The following is a 20,738-nucleotide window of genomic DNA, read 5'->3' on the forward strand; positions in this document are numbered from 1 at the left end:
AAATGGAGCCTTTTCTATAAATAAAAGTACTGATTATTCAGCACCTAAAGATTTTAAATACTCGTAGCTTTTTAAAACCGATTCTTCCCCGGCAATTTCCAACGTGGTATACCCATCAAAACCGGCTTTCTCTAAAGCTCTGAAAGTTCCTTCAATATCCACTACGCCGCTACCCAACGGAATAATAGCCATACCGCAGCCAAATATTTTTCCGCGTTGCGCCACAAATTCTTCGGGCATATCTTTCCAATGCACATGCTCTATTTTACTACCCAAACGGTTTACAAATTCAACCGGGTCGCCGCCGCCTAACCACAAATTTCCGGTATCTAAATTTAGTCCCAAAGCATCTGAATTGCAAGTATCCAGCAGTTTCTCCATGTGATCCGCAGAGTCAGTAATATGGCCATGCGGCTCCAGCAATATTTTAACGCCAAAGTCCTGCGCTAAGCGTAGCGGTTCATGTAATTTCTCTCTTATGGTAAATAACGCCTCGTCGGTAGTTAAACTTTTACCAAACTCGGTAGTAGGGTCGCCTTCGGTAGTAATAACATGTTTAATACCCAGGGTGGCAGCCAGTTTTACAGCTTTTATTATTTGGGCAGTACCATAACGCCACGGCGCTGTAGGATCTAACAAATTAGCATGGGCACAAACACTGGTAATGGTAATACCCTGGCTTTGGAACATCCGCTTCAAATCAAACGGGTTGGCATCTAAACTAGCTACGGCGGTAAAGCCAAATTCAGCTCCTAAACAAGCTCCGTCGGTATTGTCGGTAATATCCGCATATTTAAAACCCCAGGAATTTATTTGGGCCAACTGTTTATCTAACGTCTGAAACGGATTAATCAAGGCAAAACAACCTACTTTTATGCTCATAGTTTTTTAATTTAATTTTCCTTGAGTAATTTTATCTATTAAGAATTTTAAAATTATTCATTTTAGTTCAGTGAATAATTTTAAATATTTTCAACAAAGCTGCTATGCTGAGTACCCAACAGGTTTATAAAGATCAGGATAAAATTTACCACGCCGATACCTGCCAACCCTTAATTGCGGCAAATCAGGAAGGCAAACTTCAGTTGGAGGCATGGGGACGTTTCACTTACCCGGGCCGGAGAATTGAACCGGAGGAATTAACCGGCGTAAACAGCATTGGCTACTGGGATGCTCATTTCAGACAGAGTTGGGGATTGGACTGGCACCGGAACGAAGGCATAGAAATTACTTTTCTGGAAAGTGGGCAGATACCATTCGCCCTGGAAAATAAAGCCTTCACCTTAAACCCTGATGAGATAACGATAACCCGTCCCTGGCAGCCCCACCGGGTAGGCGACCCGACCATTGGGGCAGGAAAACTTTTTTGGCTTATTTTAGATGTTGGCGTTAGGCACCCGCACCAGGAATGGATCTGGCCAGATTGGATAATGTTAACAAAAGCTGATTTAACGGAGCTTACCCGCATGTTGCGCCAAAACGAGCAACCGGTATGGAAAGCCAGCGACGAAATAAAGTTATGCTTTCAGCGATTGGGCAGCTTATTAAAAAACAAGGACCTAGGTAAGGTAGAATCCTGGATTAAAGTTTACATAAATGAAATTTTACTGCATCTGCTGGATTCATTCCGGTGTGGTCAGATACCTTTAAGTAAAGCACTAACGGAAGGCAGAAGAACGGTTGAACTTTTTATTAAAGACCTGAATAAAACCTTCATGGAACCCTGGACCTTAGATTCCATGGCTGCCCAATGTGGGTTGGGCATTACCCGTTTTGTTCATTACTTTAAGCAGATTACCAATGCATCGCCGATGCAATATTTGACAAATCTACGGTTGGAAGTTGCTGCCCATCAATTAATTCATGCGCCGCACTTACACATTAATAATATTGGCTACGATTGTGGCTTTTCCAGCAGTGAGTATTTTGCGACGGTTTTCCGGAAACAATATGGCTATTCGCCTAAAAGTTACCGGCTTCAGCATGTAACCTAAATTACTACTGTTTCTAAATCTGTAACTAAAAAAGCCTAAAACAAAAAAGGATATACCTAATTGATATATCCTTTTTTTCAATAAAGTACTTAATAAAATTATCTTCTGTTACCGAAAAAGCGCAACATGTATAAAAACAAGTTGATAAAATCCAGGTACAGGGATAAAGCGGCTAATAAAGAAGTTTTCTTTTCGGTTTCTGAGCCTTCTTCCTGCATCATGCCAATTGCTTTAATTTTTTGGGTGTCGTAAGCGGTTAATCCTACAAATATCAATACCCCGGCACAGGACGTAATCCAGTATACCATTTCGGTATAGAAGAACATATTTACCACCGAGGCAATAATCAGCCCTAGCAAAGCCATCATTAAAATATTACCCCAGGAACTTAGATCCTTTTTAGTTACAAACCCATATATACTCATGGCACCAAATGTACCTGCGGTAATCAAAAAGGTGGAAGCAACCGAAGCGGCGGTATACGCCATAAAAATAACCGATAGCGTAACGCCATTCAGAAAAGCATAAAAAAGAAAGAATAAGGCTGCCGTACCCGAAGCCATATCCATCATTTTTGCTCCTAAATACAATACCAAAAGTACCTGGGCAATAAGTAGTCCATAAAAGGTAATCTTGTTCGCAAAAATAAGGGAAAGCAGAAAATCGGATGAAGCTACAACGGCTGAAGTAACCGCCGTAATAGCCAAAGCCAACGACATCCAGCCATAAACTTTAGCCATAAAGCCCGGCTGTAATACTTTACTTTTATTTAGTAAAAGAGCTGAATCTAACATAGTACATTTAATTTAGGTGTATGAAATTTACAAAAACTGCTAAATATATACAATACCCTATTCAGCTATTTTTTATAAATATGTAACCGGTACAAACACTACCTTCTTGGTTTCAAAGAATTCTTCTTTATAATAATTACTTAAATTATGAAGATTGGTAACTAACCCCGACTCGGCAATCTCCTCGGTTAAATCACCACCCTTCAAATAATATAATCCTTTATCTGGGCTATCTGGTTTTTTAAAGCTGTTCTGTATCCAGGTATAGAACTCAGACAAGCGAGCTACAGCCCGGCTTACTATAAAGTCATATTTTTCTGGCACCTGCTCGGCCCGGGTATGAGTAGCTTTTACATTATGCAAATGCAGCGACTGGGCAATTTCCTGTACCACATGAATCTTTTTACCGATGGAGTCCACCAAATGAAACCGTACTTCCGGAAACATAATAGCCAGGGGAATACCGGGCAAACCGCCTCCCGTTCCCACATCCATTACCGATGAACCGGCTGGGAAGTGAATTACTTTTGCAATACCCAAGGAATGTAAAATATGATGAACCGCAATCTGATCCATATCCTTCCGGGAAATCACATTTATTTTGGCATTCCACTCGCGTAAAAGCTGCTCCAGTTGGGCAAACTGGTCTGCTTGTTTATCAGTAATGTCGGGAAAATAATTTCGAATAAGTTCCAAGGCGTTTTGTTAAGACTTTAAACAAAATTATAAAATATAGCTAATTCTCTTACGCTGAAATAGGCAAAAGAAAAAAATCATTTTTAGGCTAAGCCTTCAACAAGAGAATAAAAAATTATTTAAAGTTCTAACCCAAAACCCTTATCTATAAACTAGCTCACTTAGCCATTTGATATTTCGAAGGGTTTTAAACCGGTTCCGCCACAAGGCCATATCGGTTACCATTTCGTTACGTGGAATTTGCTTCCAATTAACGGGGGTTCCGTATTTATTTTCGGTTTGCTGTAAATGCTCCAGCACGGTAAGTGTAAAACCATGGAGTATGCACATGCGATTTATAGTGGCTTTTTTATACGTTTCCGGCACCTGACAATCTAAAATAAATTGGTGCAGCTTTTTGCATTCAGCTAAATAAAATTCTTTAACAGTTTTTACGGAAGCGGCTCGGTTAAAATAGGTATTAATGCCATTCTGTGTATCGAAATAAATATCAAAACTATCATTGGTAAGCTGATCGACAATGGCCGTTTGGTAAATAACTCTTTTTTCCGCTTCGGTCCAGTTTTCTTCCACCAAAGTTGCGAACATCAAATAGGTACGCCCGTTTTTTTCGCGGCTCAGGCATTCAATCTCTTGCAGCGTTATAGATGGATTTAATTGTTTACTCGATTCGGCCTGCCATTCCAGGGCAATCATTAACTGCTGCAAATAGGTATCTGGTAGCGGCCAGAACGTTTGCAGCTCCTGGTTTAAGGAAACCAATAATTGGGCCTTTTTACTTAATTTAGGGAAGGGTATTTTATCTTGTAATAAATCGAATATTTGCTCCCGGCTCCAGTTATCTTCGTCAATTAAATCGTCGCAGATGGTAGACATAACTCCTACTAAAGTCATCCGCTTAGTTTCGGCTTTATTTAATTTGCGGCCTTTCAAGGTTAAATAAAGTTGCGTACCCAGCACCGTGTACATGGGGTAAAAAAACAATACTTTTTTCTGCTCTGAATTATTAAGTTCGTACCCTATTTTTTGGCAATGCTTATTTACCAGGGGCTTTAAAAAACGTTGAATAAAAGCTTGCTGCCGGTACCCTTCTAAGGTTAAACCTAACCCAAAACGCAGTAACTCAAAATTATTCATGCGGGTTTTAACAGGCGATAAGTGTCTATGCCCGCAAAATAGTGATTCAACCTTATAGAAAAAACAAAAGCCTTAGAAGTTAATCTAAGGCTTTTGTTTTATGTTTTATAAACTACTAAATAAGATGCTTTTTATTTTTCACCATGTCATACAGCAACTCACGGGCGCGGTGCAATTGGGCTTTTACCGTACCCAAAGGAGCATTTAATTCGGTAGCAATTTCTTCGTAAGATAATTCATCGAAATAACGCAGAGTCACCAATCGCTGGTATTTATCCGGCAATTTGCCTACGATAAACTGCATAATCTCAATCTTCTGATTTTTTATGGCGCTTTCCTGCGGGTTCAGGTTTAAATCTTTAAAATCTATGGTAATCTCATCGCCATTATCAATTTTAATAGCTGAATCAATACTCATGGTTTTAATTTTATTCTTCCGAATAAAGTCGATGCAGTTATTGGTAGCAATTCGAAAAAGCCAGGTACTGAAAGCATACTCAGGATTAAACTTATGCAGGTTCCGGAAGGCCTTAGCAAATGCCTCAATAGTTAAATCTTCCGCATCATCAGGGTTGCGGACCATTTTAAGCACTACGTGGTAAACCGGCTTCTTATAAATATTCATCAGTTCGGCATAGGCTTTTTCGTCGCCACCTTCTACGGCCGCCTGAATCAGTTTAAAATCATGTTTTGCTTTCGCAGAAAATTGCTTATTATTTACTTCCATCTTACTTTTTTATACATTAAAACAGAAAGCCCTAACACCAGGTAATTTAAAATATAAACTAGGTCCAGAATGGGCAACATTGTAACCGACAGATTTTCTTTAAGTTTCTGTGCGATTAACAGGTACACTAAATATAAAACGACACAACGTAAGCCAACTAATATACCCAACGGCATTAAATTATTAGTTGGTACAAACAAAAACATTATTAAGGTTAAATAAAAGAAAATATTAGATAACATATATATTCCAATCCGCAACTTATCAGGCTTATTATATTCGCGGCCAACAGCCATGTGCCGCCTCTTTTGAATGATCCATTCCTGATAACTTTCCTTTGGAATACTTTCTGTCTGGCTTTCTTTTGATAAAACTATATTTACTTTGGTTTCTTTTGCTGCATCTCGTATTAAAAGATCATCATCGCCACCAAGGGTATTTATATGAGAACTGAATCCATTTATCCGGTTAAAACAACTTTTGGTATAAGCCAGATTACGGCCAACACCCATATATGAATCACCTTTTATTGCAAATGATAAATATTGTATAGCTGTTACCAAAGTCTCGTAACGAATTAATTTATTTAAAAATCTATATTTTACTATATACGGAGAATATCCTAAAATGATACCCACATCTGCACAAAACCCTTTGGCAATTTCCCTTATCCAGAAATTACTTTTGGGTCGACAATCAGCATCTGTAAAAAGCAGGTGCTCGTACCTTGCCAACTTGATACCCTGAGTTAATGCATATTTTTTAGGGTTGATACCAGGTGGTGTTTGGTCAATGGCTATTATACGTAAGCCGGGAAAGTTTAGACTTAAATTGTCCAAATATTTTTTTGTATCATCGGTTGAGCGGTCATCTACTACCACCACCTCAAACCGAGGATACTGCTGTGCCAGTAGCAAAGGAAGTAGTTCTGTTAGGTTTTGGGCTTCATTATGAGCCGATATAATTACAGAAACCGGAAAAGCAGAATTAGTTAAAACCTTAGGTTTATAAAAAATAAATGGAATAAAATAATAGCAGCAATAGCCTATCTGGGTAAATACACAAACACCGAGAAGATAATAAAGAAAGGATAAAATCACCTGGCAGGCTGCTATATGGCGGTAATATTAACGAAATAATTTCAATCGGCTACAGCAGTTTTCAATATTTTGAACTGTTCTCCGGCTTTATCAGTTTTTAAACGTATTTTTGCAGCGCCTTTAAAGGGAACCCAGGATAAGTTTAATTTTGCACTTTACGGCTTGTTCCCAGCAACATTATCATGAAATTTGATCTCTTAGCGAACGATAAACAATCCAAAGCCCGTGCCGGTGAAATAACCACCGCTCATGGCAAAATTCAAACACCTATTTTTATGCCGGTTGGTACAGCAGCCACTGTAAAAGCCGTACACCAGCGCGAGCTATATGATGATATTAACGCCCAGATTATTCTGGGAAATACTTATCATTTATACCTGCGCCCGGGGTTAGAAGTATTAGAAGGTGCGGGAGGTTTGCATAAATTTAATGGCTGGAACCGCCCAATTTTAACCGATAGTGGTGGCTATCAGGTTTACTCGCTTTCAGGCACTCGCAAAATTGTAGAAGAAGGTGTAAAGTTTAAATCGCACATAGATGGCTCAACCCACTTCTTCTCTCCGGAAGGTGTAATGGATATCCAGCGAACCATTGGCGCAGATATCATAATGGCCTTCGATGAATGTACCCCCTACCCTTGCGAATATAACTATGCCAAAAGATCTACGGAAATGACCCACCGGTGGCTGAAGCGCTGCTGCGACCGTTTTGATAGTACTACAGGTAAATATGGCTACGACCAAACTTTATTCCCGATTGTTCAGGGCAGTACCTACAAAGACTTACGCATCCAATCGGCCGAAACCATTGCTTCTTTTAACCGGGAAGGAAATGCTATCGGGGGCTTAAGTGTAGGAGAACCAGCTGAAATGATGTACGAAATGACGGAGTTGGTTTGTGATATATTACCGAAAGATAAACCCCGTTATTTAATGGGAGTAGGTACACCTGCCAATATTTTGGAAAATATAGCACTAGGCGTAGATATGTTTGATTGCGTACTACCTACCCGCAATGCCCGTAATGGCATGCTATTTACCACCCAAGGAATCATAAACATCCGGAACGAACGCTGGAAAAAAGATTTTTCTCCCATAGATGAGACACTTGGCGGATATGCAAGTACGTTCTACTCTAAAGCGTATTTGCGACATTTGGTGCATAGCAACGAAATGTTAGGATCTCAGATATCCAGCGTACATAACCTCACTTTTTATTTATGGTTGGTAAAACAAGCCCGCGAAAAAATCATAGAAGGTACTTACCTGGAATGGAAAGATAAAATGGTGAAACAAGTAATGCAGCGCCTTTAATTTTATTAATTACAAGAGTTGTGTTTAAAGGATCAAAACCAGTAAATCTAATTTTAACTTCCACTTTAGTACAGCTATACCTCTGCTGCTTAACAGCAATTTAACTAAATGAAACTTTTAGATTCCTATATACTCAAAAAGTTCTTAACCACTTTCGTCTTCGTTGTACTAATTTTAGTGGCGGTAATTTGTGTGATTGATTTTACCGAAAAGAATGACGATTTTATTCGGACCGGCGTAGGTTTTAAGTCTATTGTTTTTGACTATTACCTGAACCTGATTCCTTTCTATGCCAATATGCTTAGCCCGATTACAGTATTTATTGCTACTGTTTTCGTTACCGCTAAACTGGCCTCTCATACCGAGATTATTGCTATTTTAAGCAGTGGCGTAAGTTTTAAACGCTTCATGGTTCCTTACCTGATGGGGGCTTCTATTATTGGGGCTATTATTTTTGCCATGATTGGCTGGGTTATTCCTAACGCCAATAAAACCCGGGTTGCTTTTGAAATTAAGTATATCAAAAATCCTTATACTTTTGATCAGCGCAACATCCACTTTAAATTATCGCCTACTTCCTACGCTTATCTGGAAAGCTATAATAATACCGCCAATGTTGGTTATCGTTTTACCCTGGAAACCATTGAAAAAAATGTTCTGAAGCAAAAGCTAACCTCCGAAACCCTTACCTGGAATGCCGAAAAAAATAAATGGCACATGGATCGGTACCAACTCCGGACATTTAATGGAGAAAAAGAAACCATTACAATACATAACACGCCGGTAGATACCACTCTTAATTTATTACCTAAAGACTTTGGCAGTACCTACCGGTTAGCCGAAACCTTTACCTTGCCGGAGCTGAACCGGTACATCCAGGAAAGGCTGATGCGGGGAGCGGATGATGTAGAAACCTACCTGATCGAAAAATATGAGCGTTTCAGTTATCCGTTTGCCATTATTATTTTAACCATAATTGGCGTAATTCTAAGCTCCCGGAAAGCAAGAGGAGGCGTAGGCTTCCAGATTGCTTTAGGCTTTATTTTAGCTTTCATCTTTATCATATTTGTAATAATGAGCCGAAGCATGGCACAGGTGGGCAGTGTTCCGCCCATGTTAGCAGCCTGGATTCCCTCCATTGTCTTTTCGTGTATTGGCGTAGTATTATATAAAACGGTGCCGCGCTAGCTGGTTTTAAATTAAACTAAGAGAGCCGGCAGATGATCTTTACCGGCTCTTTTAGTTTAATTATACCTAATTGCCTTTTTTTAACCCTTCCATTTTTTTATTTATTTAAGTGGCTTCTTTCCGCAATTACCTTGAACTTCATTTTGTTGTTTTCCTTTGGGGTTTTACGGCTGTATTAGGTAAACTTATATCTATACCCGCAGTAGAACTTGTTTTTATTCGCACCTTTATTGCCGCTGCTGCCCTGGCTTTAATCCTTTATAAGCAAAAAATTTCTTTACAAATCGGGCGCGGAATCATCATTAAAATATTAGCCGTTGGTTTTTTAATTTCCGGCCATTGGATCTTATTCTTTGCTTCTGCCCGGGTTGCATCGGTAGCTATTTCGCTTGCAGGACTTTCTACTGTTAGCCTTTGGACAGCTCTTCTGGAGCCAGTTTTTACAAAGAAAAAAATCAGGTTACTTGAAATAATCATGGCCTTTATGATTATGATTGGGCTATACCTGATTTTCCGGTTTGAATTTGGGCACCTGGTTGGTATTTTAATGGCGGTAGCTTCTGCCCTGCTCAGTTCTCTTTTTACTATTATTAATGCTGGCTTGGTAAAAACCTACCGGGCGCCGGTAATTACCTGTTACGAAATGGCAGGGGCCTGTTTAGCTACTGCCTTGTTCTTTCCTTTTTATACCTGGTGGTTTTCAGAAACGGGTACGCTAAACTTTAACGTGACTTACCTGGATTGGCTGTGGCTTTTGCTGCTAGCTTTGGTTTGTACCGTCTATCCATTTACGGCTTCTGTAAAACTAATGAAGCAGATTTCTGCCTTTACCGTAAATCTAAGTGTAAATCTGGAACCTATCTACGGAATACTTTTTGCCTTCTTTATCTTCAAAGATTCTGAACGGATGTCGGGAGGCTTTTATGTGGGCGCTGCAATTATATTATTGAGTGTTTTTGTACACGCTATACTAGAGGGGTATGCTAAACGGAAAAAGAAAGCTAAAGCAACCCTTTCCACACCCGATACGCTGCCGGAAACGCCAATTCTGTAGAAAAATCTTTTTCGAATATACCAAAAACAGCCGAACCAGAACCAGTCATGGAGGCAAAAAGGGCACCTTGCTCGTACAAGCTACTTTTTATTTGGCCCAATTCAGGATATTTTGGAAATAAGGCTTGTTCAAAATCGTTTTTAATAAAAGCTTTCCAATTGTTAATAGGAGTTTGTAAAACTTCATATAAAGAGTAGCCGGGCGCCTGAGCTTTAACCAAACCATAAGCCTCGGCAGTTGTTATATGTATTTCCGGATATACCACCACACAATGGAAACCAGTCAAATCAAGCGACAGAGGCGAAAAGACATCGCCCCGTTCGGTTGCATAAACTGGCTTATTCTGAATAAAAAAAGCACAGTCGCTCCCTAATTTGCGGGCATACTCCTCCAGAATGTCAGCAGTAAGATTCAGCTTAAATAGATCGTTTAGTAACTTTAAGGCAAAAGCAGCATCCGCGGAGCCACCGCCCATTCCGGCCCCAATGGGAATGTGCTTATGCAAATGCATATGCACGGGTGGCAGGTTATAATCAGCTTGCAATAAATGGTAAGCCTTCAAACAAAGGTTCGTATCTGACTGACCCGGCACCGGAATACCCGATAAAGAGAAACTAGTTTGGTCGGCCGGTACTATTTCCAAAGCGTCACACCATTGTACCGGATAAAAACAAGACTCTAAATTTCGAAATCCATCCGGACGGAGGGAAACCACGTTTAATCCAATATTTAATTTGGCATTAGGGAATGCTATCATAGTTGCGAAGTTAGGCAGCCCCAGGATCAGATAAAAGTAAAAGTGTCTCTATTGCTATTTGTTCCAGTAAGGTAATATATCTTAGTTTTCTTTAAATTCGCCGGCAGAATGGTAAACAGGATGTACAAAAAGTTTTTTAAGCGTTTTTTGGATGTTGGAATAAGCCTGATTGGCTTGTTGGCTGCTTTACCCCTGTTGGTAATAATTGCAGTTTTATTGTTTTTTTTGCAAAAAGGGGCAGTGCTTTTTCGCCAACAAAGGCCTGGCTTGCACGGCCGTTTATTCACCATCTATAAATTTAAAACCATGTCGGATGCCTGTGCCCCCGATGGCGCCTTACTGCCAGATGGGCAGCGACTAACCAAAATTGGTTTATTTATCCGCAAATACTCCCTGGATGAATTGCCTCAGCTCTGGAATGTCCTGCGGGGTGATTTAAGCCTGGTTGGCCCGCGACCGCTGCTGATAGAATATTTAGTATTGTACACGCCTGAACAGGCCCGTCGTCATTCAGTTAAGCCAGGTATTACAGGGTGGGCGCAGGTAAATGGGCGCAATGCTATTTCCTGGGAGCAAAAGTTTAACTATGATACCTGGTATGCTGATCATGTAAGCTTTCTGCTTGATCTCAGGATTTTGCTCCTTACCTTTACCAAAATATTTAAAAATAGCGATACTACCGCACCGGGCAGCGCCACAGCCGAACGATTTACCGGAACTATAAAACATGCTTCCTAACTCAACCTACCAAATTAAAGATATTGCTATATTTGGAGCCGGTGGTTTTGGCAGAGAGGTACTAATGTTGCTGCACCAAATAAACCAGGCACAGTTACAATGGAATATTCTGGGCTTTTATGACGACTCCCCTGAAACACCCCGAACAATAAATAATTACCCCTACCTGGGCACCTTAGAAAGCCTAAATACAGTTAAGACATCTACTGCAGTTGTAATAGCCATTGGCAACCCAAAGGTAAAACAGCGTATTGCCGCCAGATTAGTGAACCCCAATATTTTCTTTCCTGTGCTAATACACCCAAGTGTTTGCAATGAGTCGTTTCAATTCAACACCATTGGTGCAGGCTCCATCATCTGTCAGGGAAATATTCTTACTACCAATATCCGACTTGGCAGGCATGTAATCTTAAACTTAGGTTGTACCGTTGGTCATGATGCCGTAATTGGGAATTTTTCAGCGTTAATGCCCCATGTTAATATTGCTGGTGGTGCCCAGCTTGGCCAGTGTGTGTATATGGGAACTAATGCTACCGTACTCCCTACTATCATAGTAGGCTCTAATTCCATAATTGGAGCCGGAGCAGTCGTAAATAAAAACCTGCCGGAACAATGCACTGCCGTAGGCGTACCCGCTAAAATAATCAAACAGCATGACGCCTAAGCCAACTCGTTTATTTTTATCTCCGCCCCACATGGGTGGGCAGGAAATAAGTTTTATCCAGGCTGCTTTTGAAGAGAATTATATAACTACTGCCGGGAGTAATATCTTAAAATTTGAAGCCGCGCTAAGCCAGGCTACAGGTTGTAAACATGCAGTGGCTTTAAATTCCGGCACAGCAGCTTTGCATCTGGCTTTGCGGTTATTAGAAATTAAACCCGGAGATGAAGTGCTGTGCCCGACCTTCACTTTTGTAGCAACAGCCAATCCTATATTATACCAAGGCGCAACTCCCGTTTTTATTGATAGTGAACCTGAAACCTGGAATATTTGCCCGGACGCTTTGGAGCTAGCTATCAAAGACCGACTAAAGAAAGGAAAAAAGCCCAAAGCTTTGATACTTGTTCACCTGTATGGTATGCCTGCCAAAGTTGAGCAGATTTTACAAATTGCTAACCAATATGGTATTCCGGTTATAGAAGACGCGGCCGAAGCACTGGGTTCCACCTATGCCGGTAAATGGGTAGGCACATTCGGCCAGGTTGGAATATATTCTTTTAATGGCAATAAAATAATTACTACATCCGGAGGAGGTGCCTTACTTTCGGATAATAAAGAATATGCCGACAAAGCCCTTTTTTTAGCTACCCAAGCAAAAGATGTTGCTCCTCATTATCAGCATTCGGAAATTGGCTATAACTACCGCATGAGTAATATTTCGGCTGGCATTGGGTTAGGGCAGTTAGCAGTACTTCAACAACGTATTCAAAAAAGGCGAGCTAATTTTGAATATTACCGGCAGCATTTGGGTAAGGTTACCGGAGTTCAATTCTTAAACGAAAGACCAGATAGCTTTTGTAATCGGTGGCTTTCATGTATTTTATTACCGCGTCAGCAGCAAGGAACCACCGCCCAATTACGTTTAGCTTTAGAAGCAGCCAACATTGAATCCCGGTTGCTTTGGAAGCCTTTACACCTGCAACCGCTCTATGCTAATTGTCCTTATTATGGAAAAGGAGTAGCCGAAGATTTATTTAATCAGGGTTTATGTCTTCCATCCGGAACTGCTTTAACCGAAGAAGATCTGGCACGGGTGGTAGCTGTTATAAAACAACAAATAGCATAATGACCGATTACACGACTATTAAACATATAATTCAAACCCGCCGCACTACCAAACCACACCTGATGAACGGGAAGCAGATTCCGGATGAACAGGTAATGGATTTATTAAGTCTTGCTAATTGGGCGCCCACGCATGGTTTAACCCAACCCTGGCGTTTTAAGGTTTATGCCGGAGAAAAGGTAAAAGCGTTTTGTTTTCAGCACGTTGAATTATTCAGACAAAATATTCCTGCCGAGAAATTTACACAAGAGAAATATGACAAAATAAGGCATATGGGAGACTTCGCGTCTCATCTAGTTATTGCTGTAATGGAACGTGGCACCTTACCTAATATTCCGGTTTTGGAAGAAATTGCGGCGGCGTCCTGTGCTATTCAGAATTTATTATTAGGGGCCACCGCCCAGGGCATTGCTTCGTATTGGGGATCAGGCGGCATGGCGTATCATTCAGCCATGAAAGTATTATTACAACTAAAAGAAGAAGACTTGGTTTTAGGCATTTTATATTTAGGTTATTCTGATTACAAAATGAATAGCCGGCGACCATTACCTATTGAAGCAAAAGTTGAATGGGTTAATTAAAACTAATTATTAGAACAAAGGCCGGTAAAAACCGGCCTTTGTTCTAATATTAACTCCACAACCTGTCATGCGAACGCTTATCGTTCCATTCTGGTGTTGGCCGGAAATAACTTTTATCGGTTTGAATTAAATGCTTTTTCACTTCTTCCTCATTTAACTCTATTCCTAAACCTGGGGCGGTAAGGGGCACATTGGCAAAACCTTTTGTTATCAAGGGTCTTCCATCAGTTGTACGAACTAAATTCTCCCAATGGGCCACATCGGCAGAGTGATGTTCCAGTGCCAGAAAACCTTGCGTGGCAGCAGCACAATGTACATTGGCCATTAAATTAACCGGGCTGCCTGCCTGGTGCATGGCCATAGCAATACCGTGTTCTTCAGCATAATCACCAATCTTTTTGGTTTCCAGAATCCCCCCGGCGGCTCCTAAATCCGGATGAACAATATCGATGGCCTGCGCATCAATCAGCGGCTTAAAGTTTTCTTTCGAATAAATATCTTCACCAGTCAAGGTAGGTGTTTCCAGGGCATTAGTTATGGTTTTCCACTGATCGGTATACATCCAGGCCACCAGATCTTCAAGCCACGCGAGCCGGTATTTCTCTACTGCCTTGCCTAACCGAATAGCATTATTTAAATCAAAATGACCAAAATGGTCCGCACATAACGGTACTTCATACCCAACTACACTCCGGATAGTATCTACGTATTTAGCTAATTCATTTAAGCCTTTATCTGTAATCTGAATTTGGGTGAAAGGATGTTTGGCATTGCCATAGCCCATGTATTCGCGCATGTCGTATTGGCCCTGGGCATCGTTCCAGAATTTAGTATTTACCGTGGTGCCCGCATTTTTAGCCACCATCTGTATTCCTAAATCCATTTTTAGCCAGGTAAAACCCTGATCCTGCATGCGTGTTCTAATTTTTTCTCTGAATACAGAAATATCTCTATCGCCCGGCGTATCAGCATACAATCGTACTTTATCGCGGTAGCGGCCACCTAGTAACTGCCAAACCGGCACCCCGTAAGCTTTACCGCACAAATCCCAAAGCGCCATTTCTACCCCACTTACGCCGCCACCTTGCCGACCATTAGCACCAAACTGTTTCATGGTTTTAAAAAGCATTTCCACATTACATGGATTTTGCCCCAGAAGCCGGCTTTTCAGCATCAGTGCATAGCGTTCATCCGCAAAATCCAGCACTTCACCTAAGCCATATATCCCTTGGTTTGTATCAATCCGAATGATGGGATTCCGATCTAATCCCTGAATAACAGCATACCGCATGTCGGTAATTTTTAATTCTGAAGGGTTAGAGGCACGGCTTACTTTAGAAGTAGTTTGGGCAACTGTATCCTCAATTGACATGCTCATAAATCCGGCTAAAGAAATACCACCCAAGGCGGTTTTCTTAAAAAAATTCCGTCGGTTGTCCTGGGTATGCGGATTATTTAACTCTGCTTGTCGGGCGGCAGCTTCCGTTGCTTCTTCTTTTTTAGAGGCCGCAATAATCTGTTTTAAAATACTTTTCATTGAATAGGTGGTAGAATTAAATTAAGTGGTGGATAATTTACATTTAATAAAAGGCTGTCTGAAGCTACTTTATAATTCTGAACATATTCTGAACTTACGACTTAAACTATAAAAGCCGGAAAATCTCCGGCTTTTATAGTTTAAGGAAGTACTGTAATTAACTCCAAAGTCTGTCGTGCGAGCGTTTTTCGTTCCATTCCGGAGTAGGCCGGAAATAACTTGGATCAGCCGGATCCAGGTGTTTTTTCACTTCCTCATCGTTCAGTTCAATTCCCAGGCCAGGAGCCAGGTTTGGTACCGTTGCAAAACCTTTATCAATCATTTTTCTGCCATCCGTAGTCTTTACCAGGTTTTCCCACCACGGTAAATCCACAGAATGATGTTCCAAGGCCAAGAAGTTTTGGGTAGCCGCCGCACAATGCACGTTGGCCATAAAAGAAACCGGTGTACCAGCAAAGTGCATGGCCATGGCAACACCTCCTTCTTCGGCATAATCACCAATGCGTTTAGTTTCTAACAACCCACCCGAAGAAGCTAAATCCGGATGAACAATATCTACGGCGTGCTTATCGACCAGTGGCTTAAATTCATTGATCAGGAAAATATCTTCGCCGGTAATAGTGGGCGTTTCCAAAGAATCAGTAATTTTTTTCCAGTTGTCTACCTGATCCCAGGGAAGCATATCTTCCAGCCAGGCTAACCGGTACTTTTCTACCGCTTTTCCTAATCGAATAGAATTATTTAAATCAAAATGACCAAAATGGTCAGATGAAATAGGAATTTCGTAACCTACCACGCTCCGGATACTATCTACCACCTTTGCTAATTCGTCTAACCCTTTATCTGTTATCTGGATTGAAGTAAAAGGATGCTTCACATTGCCATAGGCCATATAATTATTTGGATCGGCACGCCGGCTTATATTACCTCCCCAGTATTTGGTATTTACAGTAGTGCCGGGCTTCCCATTCAGTAACTCCAGGGCAAGGTCCATTTTTAACCAGGTAAATCCCTGTACTTCGGTCCGGTGTTTAATTTTAGCTTTAAAGGCACTTAAGTCTTTTTCTTCCGGCGTATCAGCATATAACCGCACTTTATCCCGGTAGCGTCCTCCCAGTAATTGCCAGGCCGGTACACCATAGGCTTTACCGGCTAAATCCCACAAGGCCATTTCTACACCGCAAACGCCTCCTGCCTGCCGACCATGCATCCCAAACTGCTTTATGGTTTTAAAAAGCATTTCGACATTACAGGGATTTTGCCCCAGTAGCCGGCTTTTCAAGAATAAGGCATAGCGCTCATCCGCGCCATCGCGCACTTCTCCTAAGCCATAAATCCCCTGGTTCGTATCAATCCGTAGAATGGCACAGCGGCCCGGCTTCATTACTACGGCATACCGCATATCTGTAATTTTTAAATCAGCCGGATTGGAGGCCCGATTTACCCGGGAGGTAGATTGGGCTACGGTATCCTCAATGGACATACCCATAAAACTGGCCAGCCCAATGCCGCCAAGAGCTGTTTTCTTCAGGAAATTACGTCGATCAGCTTTGGTTGCCGGGTTGTTTATTTCGGCTTGCATAACGGCGGACTGCTCTTTTTCCTCCGACTTATGCTTGGTAATAATTTGTTGTAAAATACTTTTCATTCGTTGCTAGATAATTTAAGTGGTGGTGGAAGCTACAATAGGTACTAATAATAAAGATAAATAGGTAAAGATGCAACCATGCCAAACAACAGATTCTGAAGCTAATTCTCCCTAAAAACCTTCGATCATAGGAAGTTAAATTTCAATGAGGATTGTCTGAAAAAGAAAAAAGCCGGGAATACCCGGCTTTTTTCTTTTTGATTAACTCCACAATCTGTCGTGCGAGCGTTTTTCATTCCATTCCGGGGTTGGCCGGAAATAACTGTTGTCTTCTGGATGCAGGTGTTGTTTCATGACCTCATCGTTTAGCTCCACTCCCAGCCCAGGAGCATCTAATGGTACACTGGCAAAACCTTTGGTATATAAAGGTTGGTTATTGGCTGTTTTTACTAACTGCGGCCACCAGGTATTATCTACAATTTGGTTGGGCACCTCCAGGGCCAGAACATTTTGAGTAGCAGCAGCACTGTGTACGTTGGCCATAAAGCATACTGGTGTACCAGCAAAATGCAAGCCCATCGCTACTCCTTTTTCTTCGGCATAGTCACCAATTTTTTTGGTTTCTAAAATACCACCTGACGTACCCATATCTGGCTGAACGATATCCACGGCATGCCTATCGCATATCTTCATAAACTCTTCTTTCAGGTAAATGTCTTCACCGGTCATGGTAGGAGTATTCAGTGCATCCGTAATGGTTTTTAACTGCTCCGTCATTTCCCATGGCACAAAATCTTCCAAGGAAGCCAACCTATAAGGCTCCATGGCTCTACCCACCCGAATACAGTTATTTACATCAAAATGGCCCATGTGGTCGGCTGACAAAGGAACTTCGTAACCAACAATTTCCCGAATGGTATTAACATATCTGGCCAGCTCGTTCAAGCCTTTATCGGTAACCTGAATAGCGGTAAACGGGTGTTTGGTATTTTGATAGGAACCCATACTTAAATCAGAAGTACCAAATCCGGGCGAATATTTGGTATTAACCGTGGCGCCTTTTAAATCGCTGTACACCTGAATACCCGGATGCATTTTTAACCAGGTGAATCCCTGCTCATTCATGCGGTGTTTAACATCCGCTTTAAATTTACCAATATCCATTTTGGCCAATGAGCCTTCTCCGGAGTTAGGCACATAAGCATATAACCGCACTTTATCCCGATAACGTCCACCTAGTAATTGCCACACCGGCACGCCATACGCTTTGCCTACTAAATCCCAAAGGGCCATTTCTACCGCTACAACGCCACCGCCAGCACGCCCGTGGCCTCCGAATTGCTTTATAGATTTAAATATTTGCTCTACATTACAAGGGTTTTGACCCAGAATCCGGCTTTTCAGAAATAATGCATACCGGGCATCACCGCCATCTCTTACCTCACCTAAACCATAAATACCTTGGTTGGTATCTATCCGAATAATTACATTCCGGGCATTGGTGAAAGCCGTACCATTAGAAACAGTAGTATAGCGCATATCCGTAATTCTTAATTCCGACGGATTAGATGCTCGATTTACCTTGGAAGTAGTTTGCGCCAGAGTATCTTCTATAGACATGCCCATGAAGCCGCCCAGCGTAATTCCGCCTAAAGCCGTTTTCCTTAAAAAATCACGCCGGGTATTGCTGGTCGCCGGGTTATTGATTTCTGCCTGAATTGCTGCTGCTTCCTCTTTTTCCGCTTTCCGATTAGCGGCAAGAAGATCATTTAAAATACTCTTCATTTATTAGGTGGATTATAAATAGCCTGTTATTTAAAGTTTAATAATAGCCAATAAATATTCAAAATACAATCTACTAGCTTAACAGCATTCTTCTAAAGGCGTTTTATGTTTAAATTTATTACCTTGTTAGAAGTCTTTAATAAAGAATAAAAAACTAGCTTTTGTCAGCCTATAAACATTAACTCCAAAGTCTATCGTGCGAGCGTTTTTCGTTCCACTCAGGGGTCGGCCTAAAGAAACTAGTGTCTTCCGGGTTCAGGTGTTGTTTCATAACTTCTTCGTTCAGTTCTATACCTAACCCAGGTGCGTCATCGGGTACCGGAGCAAAGCCCTTCACGTGCAGTGGATTTTTACCAGTAGGTTTAGCCAAGTCTTTCCACCAGGCATTATCAACACACTGGTTTGGCATTTCCAAAGCCAGAAAGTTTTGTGTAGCGGCAGCACTGTGCACATTGGCCATGTACAATACCGGTGACCCTGCATGATGAAGTGCCATGGCGCATCCTTTTTCTTCGGCATAATCCCCAATTTTCTTGGTTTCCAGCAAACCGCCGGAAGTACCTAAGTCCGGGTGCATAATATCCACGGCCTGCATGTCGCAGAGTTTCATAAACTCTTCTTTCAGGTAAATATCTTCGCCGGTAATGGTGGGAGTTTCAATGGCATCGGTTACTCGTTTGTGTTGATCAGCAAATTCCCAGGAGACAACATCTTCCAACCAGGCTAAGCGGTATGGTTCCAACTTCTTGCCTATCCGGATGCTATTATTAATATCAAACTGGCCGATGTGGTCCGTTGCCATGGGCATTTCATACCCAATTACTTCCCGTACAGCTGCTACATATTTAGCCAGTTCATCCAACCCTTTCTCCGTGACCTGGATACCTGTAAACGGATGGCGCATATTTCGGTAATCCATAAAACCATCATTAGCGCTACCATATCCCGGCACGTATCTGGTATTTACTGTAGTGCCCGGTATCTGATTATACATTTGCATGCCCGGGTGAATCTTAATCCAGGTAAAGCCTTGCTCTTCTTTACGCTTTTTAATATCGGCCTTAAACTGGCTCATATCCATTTTTGCCAATGGCACTTCTCCGGAATCTGGCATATGCGAATACAATCGTACCTTATCCCGGTATCTGCCACCCAATAATTGCCAGGCGGGTACATTATAAGCCTTGCCGGCTAAATCCCAAAGAGCCGTTTCAACGGCACAAACCCCGCCGCCTTGCCGGCCATGCATGCCAAATTGCTTAATGCTTTTAAACAGCATTTCTACATTACAAGGATTTTGTCCTAATAAGCGGTTTTTTAACATCAGGGCATAACGCACATCCGCTCCATCCCGCACTTCGCCTAAACCATAAATTCCCTGATTGGTATCAATCCGGATAATGGCATTTCTGGAGTTAGAAAAAGATTTTCCCAACTTCAGTACTGCATAGCGCATATCGGTAATCTTAAGTTCAGACGGATTAGAAGCTCGATTTACCCGGGAAGCAGAATGAGCCACGGTATCCTCCATAGACATACCCATAAATCCGGCTAAGCTTATACCTCCTAAAGCCGTTTTCTTGAGAAAATTCCGGCGGTCGGCTTTTGTAGTCGGATTATTTATCTCTGCCTGTATGGCTTCAGCAGCTTTTTGCTCTTCCGTTTTATTGGCGGCAATAATTTGGCTTAAAATGCTTTTCATTTTCCTTATTGGGTGGATTAGGTGATGGATTACTTAACAGATTAATATAGCAATGTATGGATTAATATTAAATTATAGTAAAATCTATTTCTGACAGAAAGAGCAGCCAAGCTACTCCAGGCGCTAAAAAATTATACTTGCTAAAGTACAGCTTAAGCTACCTCGTAATTTAATAAGGGTAATACATTCAAAATGGATTTAGTACCACTTGCAGCTTTCATTATTTAAATTGCTTTTTTGCTTGATGGAACATGTGGTAA

19 protein-coding genes are annotated in these 20,738 nt (G+C 41.4%); 8 read left to right on the forward strand and 11 right to left on the reverse strand.

Features of this window, described 5'->3' with window-relative positions; translation table 11 throughout:
• Nucleotides 1-33 precede the first annotated feature (33 nt).
• A complete protein-coding gene (locus tag ADHAQ_RS0111165; RefSeq protein WP_211240585.1) occupies nt 34-882 on the reverse strand; it encodes a sugar phosphate isomerase/epimerase family protein in 849 nt (282 codons plus the stop codon).
• Nucleotides 883-986: 104 nt separating this feature from the next.
• Between ADHAQ_RS0111165 and ADHAQ_RS0111170 the strand changes: the two genes are divergently transcribed.
• The gene (locus ADHAQ_RS0111170) at nt 987-1,994 is read left to right on the forward strand and encodes an AraC family transcriptional regulator (protein WP_034256755.1); all 1,008 of its coding nucleotides are present in this window, start codon (nt 987-989) and stop codon (nt 1,992-1,994) included.
• A 98-nt stretch (nt 1,995-2,092) separates the two neighbouring features.
• On the opposite strand, the gene ADHAQ_RS0111175 is transcribed toward ADHAQ_RS0111170, so the two are convergent.
• The 5 genes from ADHAQ_RS0111175 to ADHAQ_RS0111195 all read right to left on the reverse strand — a co-directional run bounded on the left by ADHAQ_RS0111175 (nt 2,093) and on the right by ADHAQ_RS0111195 (nt 6,448).
• A complete protein-coding gene (locus ADHAQ_RS0111175; protein WP_026463002.1) occupies nt 2,093-2,788 on the reverse strand; it encodes a Bax inhibitor-1/YccA family protein in 696 nt (231 codons plus the stop codon).
• Between the two features lie 72 nt (nt 2,789-2,860).
• Nucleotides 2,861-3,484 carry a 16S rRNA (guanine(527)-N(7))-methyltransferase RsmG gene (rsmG, locus tag ADHAQ_RS0111180; RefSeq protein ID WP_026463003.1) on the reverse strand — a complete coding sequence of 208 codons (624 nt, stop codon included), beginning with the start codon at nt 3,482-3,484 and terminating at the stop codon, nt 2,861-2,863.
• A 141-nt stretch (nt 3,485-3,625) separates the two neighbouring features.
• The gene (locus ADHAQ_RS0111185; protein WP_026463004.1) at nt 3,626-4,621 is read right to left on the reverse strand and encodes a hypothetical protein; all 996 of its coding nucleotides are present in this window, start codon (nt 4,619-4,621) and stop codon (nt 3,626-3,628) included.
• 115 nt (nt 4,622-4,736) lie between these two features.
• Nucleotides 4,737-5,348: an RNA polymerase sigma factor gene (locus ADHAQ_RS0111190; RefSeq protein WP_026463005.1), complete on the reverse strand. Its 612-nt coding sequence runs from the start codon at nt 5,346-5,348 to the stop codon at nt 4,737-4,739.
• Nucleotides 5,339-6,448: a glycosyltransferase gene (locus ADHAQ_RS0111195; RefSeq protein WP_026463006.1), complete on the reverse strand. Its 1,110-nt coding sequence runs from the start codon at nt 6,446-6,448 to the stop codon at nt 5,339-5,341. Before ADHAQ_RS0111195 ends, ADHAQ_RS0111190 begins: the two co-directional genes overlap by 10 nt.
• A gap of 182 nt (nt 6,449-6,630) precedes the next feature.
• Here ADHAQ_RS0111195 and tgt point away from each other — a divergent pair, with 182 nt between their 5' ends.
• From tgt to ADHAQ_RS25380, 3 genes are all read left to right on the forward strand, one after another.
• Nucleotides 6,631-7,761: a tRNA guanosine(34) transglycosylase Tgt gene (tgt, locus tag ADHAQ_RS0111200; RefSeq protein ID WP_026463007.1), complete on the forward strand. Its 1,131-nt coding sequence runs from the start codon at nt 6,631-6,633 to the stop codon at nt 7,759-7,761.
• 108 nt (nt 7,762-7,869) lie between these two features.
• Nucleotides 7,870-8,949: an LptF/LptG family permease gene (locus ADHAQ_RS0111205; protein WP_026463008.1), complete on the forward strand. Its 1,080-nt coding sequence runs from the start codon at nt 7,870-7,872 to the stop codon at nt 8,947-8,949.
• A gap of 109 nt (nt 8,950-9,058) precedes the next feature.
• Nucleotides 9,059-10,003 carry a DMT family transporter gene (locus ADHAQ_RS25380; protein WP_051359859.1) on the forward strand — a complete coding sequence of 315 codons (945 nt, stop codon included), beginning with the start codon at nt 9,059-9,061 and terminating at the stop codon, nt 10,001-10,003.
• On the opposite strand, the gene ispE is transcribed toward ADHAQ_RS25380, so the two are convergent.
• Nucleotides 9,951-10,760, reverse strand: a complete 810-nt coding sequence (ispE, locus tag ADHAQ_RS0111215; RefSeq protein WP_026463009.1) for a 4-(cytidine 5'-diphospho)-2-C-methyl-D-erythritol kinase — start codon at nt 10,758-10,760, stop codon at nt 9,951-9,953. The two genes, ADHAQ_RS25380 and ispE, sit on opposite strands and share 53 nt — an antisense overlap.
• Before the next feature lie 120 nt (nt 10,761-10,880).
• Between ispE and ADHAQ_RS0111220 the strand changes: the two genes are divergently transcribed.
• Genes ADHAQ_RS0111220 through ADHAQ_RS0111235 form a run of 4 tightly spaced genes read left to right on the forward strand, consistent with a single transcriptional unit; the run spans nt 10,881 to nt 13,866 of the window.
• Complete coding sequence (locus tag ADHAQ_RS0111220; protein WP_026463010.1) at nt 10,881-11,498, forward strand: sugar transferase; 618 nt, start codon at nt 10,881-10,883, stop codon at nt 11,496-11,498.
• Nucleotides 11,488-12,162: an acetyltransferase gene (locus tag ADHAQ_RS0111225; RefSeq protein ID WP_245590601.1), complete on the forward strand. Its 675-nt coding sequence runs from the start codon at nt 11,488-11,490 to the stop codon at nt 12,160-12,162. The genes ADHAQ_RS0111220 and ADHAQ_RS0111225 overlap by 11 nt, the downstream gene beginning before the upstream one ends.
• Entirely contained in the window at nt 12,152-13,285 is a 1,134-nt protein-coding gene (locus ADHAQ_RS0111230) for a DegT/DnrJ/EryC1/StrS family aminotransferase (RefSeq protein ID WP_034256756.1), read from the forward strand. Before ADHAQ_RS0111225 ends, ADHAQ_RS0111230 begins: the two co-directional genes overlap by 11 nt.
• Complete coding sequence (locus ADHAQ_RS0111235) at nt 13,285-13,866, forward strand: nitroreductase family protein (RefSeq protein ID WP_034256757.1); 582 nt, start codon at nt 13,285-13,287, stop codon at nt 13,864-13,866. Before ADHAQ_RS0111230 ends, ADHAQ_RS0111235 begins: the two co-directional genes overlap by 1 nt.
• A gap of 49 nt (nt 13,867-13,915) precedes the next feature.
• Here the strand turns inward: ADHAQ_RS0111235 and ADHAQ_RS0111240 are convergent, their stop codons facing one another.
• The 4 genes from ADHAQ_RS0111240 to ADHAQ_RS0111255 form a co-directional block, all read right to left on the reverse strand.
• Nucleotides 13,916-15,403 carry a mandelate racemase/muconate lactonizing enzyme family protein gene (locus tag ADHAQ_RS0111240; protein ID WP_026463014.1) on the reverse strand — a complete coding sequence of 496 codons (1,488 nt, stop codon included), beginning with the start codon at nt 15,401-15,403 and terminating at the stop codon, nt 13,916-13,918.
• Between the two features lie 157 nt (nt 15,404-15,560).
• Complete coding sequence (locus tag ADHAQ_RS0111245; protein ID WP_026463015.1) at nt 15,561-17,051, reverse strand: mandelate racemase/muconate lactonizing enzyme family protein; 1,491 nt, start codon at nt 17,049-17,051, stop codon at nt 15,561-15,563.
• 201 nt (nt 17,052-17,252) lie between these two features.
• Entirely contained in the window at nt 17,253-18,776 is a 1,524-nt protein-coding gene (locus ADHAQ_RS0111250; protein ID WP_026463016.1) for a mandelate racemase/muconate lactonizing enzyme family protein, read from the reverse strand.
• A gap of 178 nt (nt 18,777-18,954) precedes the next feature.
• A complete protein-coding gene (locus tag ADHAQ_RS0111255; protein WP_026463017.1) occupies nt 18,955-20,478 on the reverse strand; it encodes a mandelate racemase/muconate lactonizing enzyme family protein in 1,524 nt (507 codons plus the stop codon).
• Between the last annotated feature and the right edge of the window lie 260 nt (nt 20,479-20,738).

The sequence above is a fragment of the Adhaeribacter aquaticus DSM 16391 genome (assembly GCF_000473365.1).
GTDB lineage: Bacteria > Bacteroidota > Bacteroidia > Cytophagales > Hymenobacteraceae > Adhaeribacter > Adhaeribacter aquaticus.

Excerpts from the sequence above, each read along its gene's own strand:
- ADHAQ_RS0111185 (WP_026463004.1), bottom strand. The coding sequence starts at position 4,621 with ATGAATAATTTTGAGTTACTGCGTTTTGGGTTAGGTTTAACCTTAGAA.
- ADHAQ_RS0111250 (WP_026463016.1), bottom strand. The coding sequence starts at position 18,776 with ATGAAGAGTATTTTAAATGATCTTCTTGCCGCTAATCGGAAAGCGGAA.
- ADHAQ_RS0111175 (WP_026463002.1), bottom strand. The coding sequence starts at position 2,788 with ATGTTAGATTCAGCTCTTTTACTAAATAAAAGTAAAGTATTACAGCCG.
- ADHAQ_RS0111230 (WP_034256756.1), top strand. The coding sequence starts at position 12,152 with ATGACGCCTAAGCCAACTCGTTTATTTTTATCTCCGCCCCACATGGGT.
- ADHAQ_RS0111255 (WP_026463017.1), bottom strand. The coding sequence starts at position 20,478 with ATGAAAAGCATTTTAAGCCAAATTATTGCCGCCAATAAAACGGAAGAG.
- ADHAQ_RS0111235 (WP_034256757.1), top strand. The coding sequence starts at position 13,285 with ATGACCGATTACACGACTATTAAACATATAATTCAAACCCGCCGCACT.
- ADHAQ_RS0111245 (WP_026463015.1), bottom strand. The coding sequence starts at position 17,051 with ATGAAAAGTATTTTACAACAAATTATTACCAAGCATAAGTCGGAGGAA.
- ADHAQ_RS0111190 (WP_026463005.1), bottom strand. The coding sequence starts at position 5,348 with ATGGAAGTAAATAATAAGCAATTTTCTGCGAAAGCAAAACATGATTTT.
- ADHAQ_RS0111225 (WP_245590601.1), top strand. The coding sequence starts at position 11,488 with ATGCTTCCTAACTCAACCTACCAAATTAAAGATATTGCTATATTTGGA.
- ispE (WP_026463009.1), bottom strand. The coding sequence starts at position 10,760 with ATGATAGCATTCCCTAATGCCAAATTAAATATTGGATTAAACGTGGTT.
- ADHAQ_RS0111240 (WP_026463014.1), bottom strand. The coding sequence starts at position 15,403 with ATGAAAAGTATTTTAAAACAGATTATTGCGGCCTCTAAAAAAGAAGAA.
- ADHAQ_RS0111170 (WP_034256755.1), top strand. The coding sequence starts at position 987 with ATGCTGAGTACCCAACAGGTTTATAAAGATCAGGATAAAATTTACCAC.
- ADHAQ_RS0111220 (WP_026463010.1), top strand. The coding sequence starts at position 10,881 with ATGTACAAAAAGTTTTTTAAGCGTTTTTTGGATGTTGGAATAAGCCTG.
- ADHAQ_RS0111165 (WP_211240585.1), bottom strand. The coding sequence starts at position 882 with ATGAGCATAAAAGTAGGTTGTTTTGCCTTGATTAATCCGTTTCAGACG.
- tgt (WP_026463007.1), top strand. The coding sequence starts at position 6,631 with ATGAAATTTGATCTCTTAGCGAACGATAAACAATCCAAAGCCCGTGCC.
- ADHAQ_RS0111205 (WP_026463008.1), top strand. The coding sequence starts at position 7,870 with ATGAAACTTTTAGATTCCTATATACTCAAAAAGTTCTTAACCACTTTC.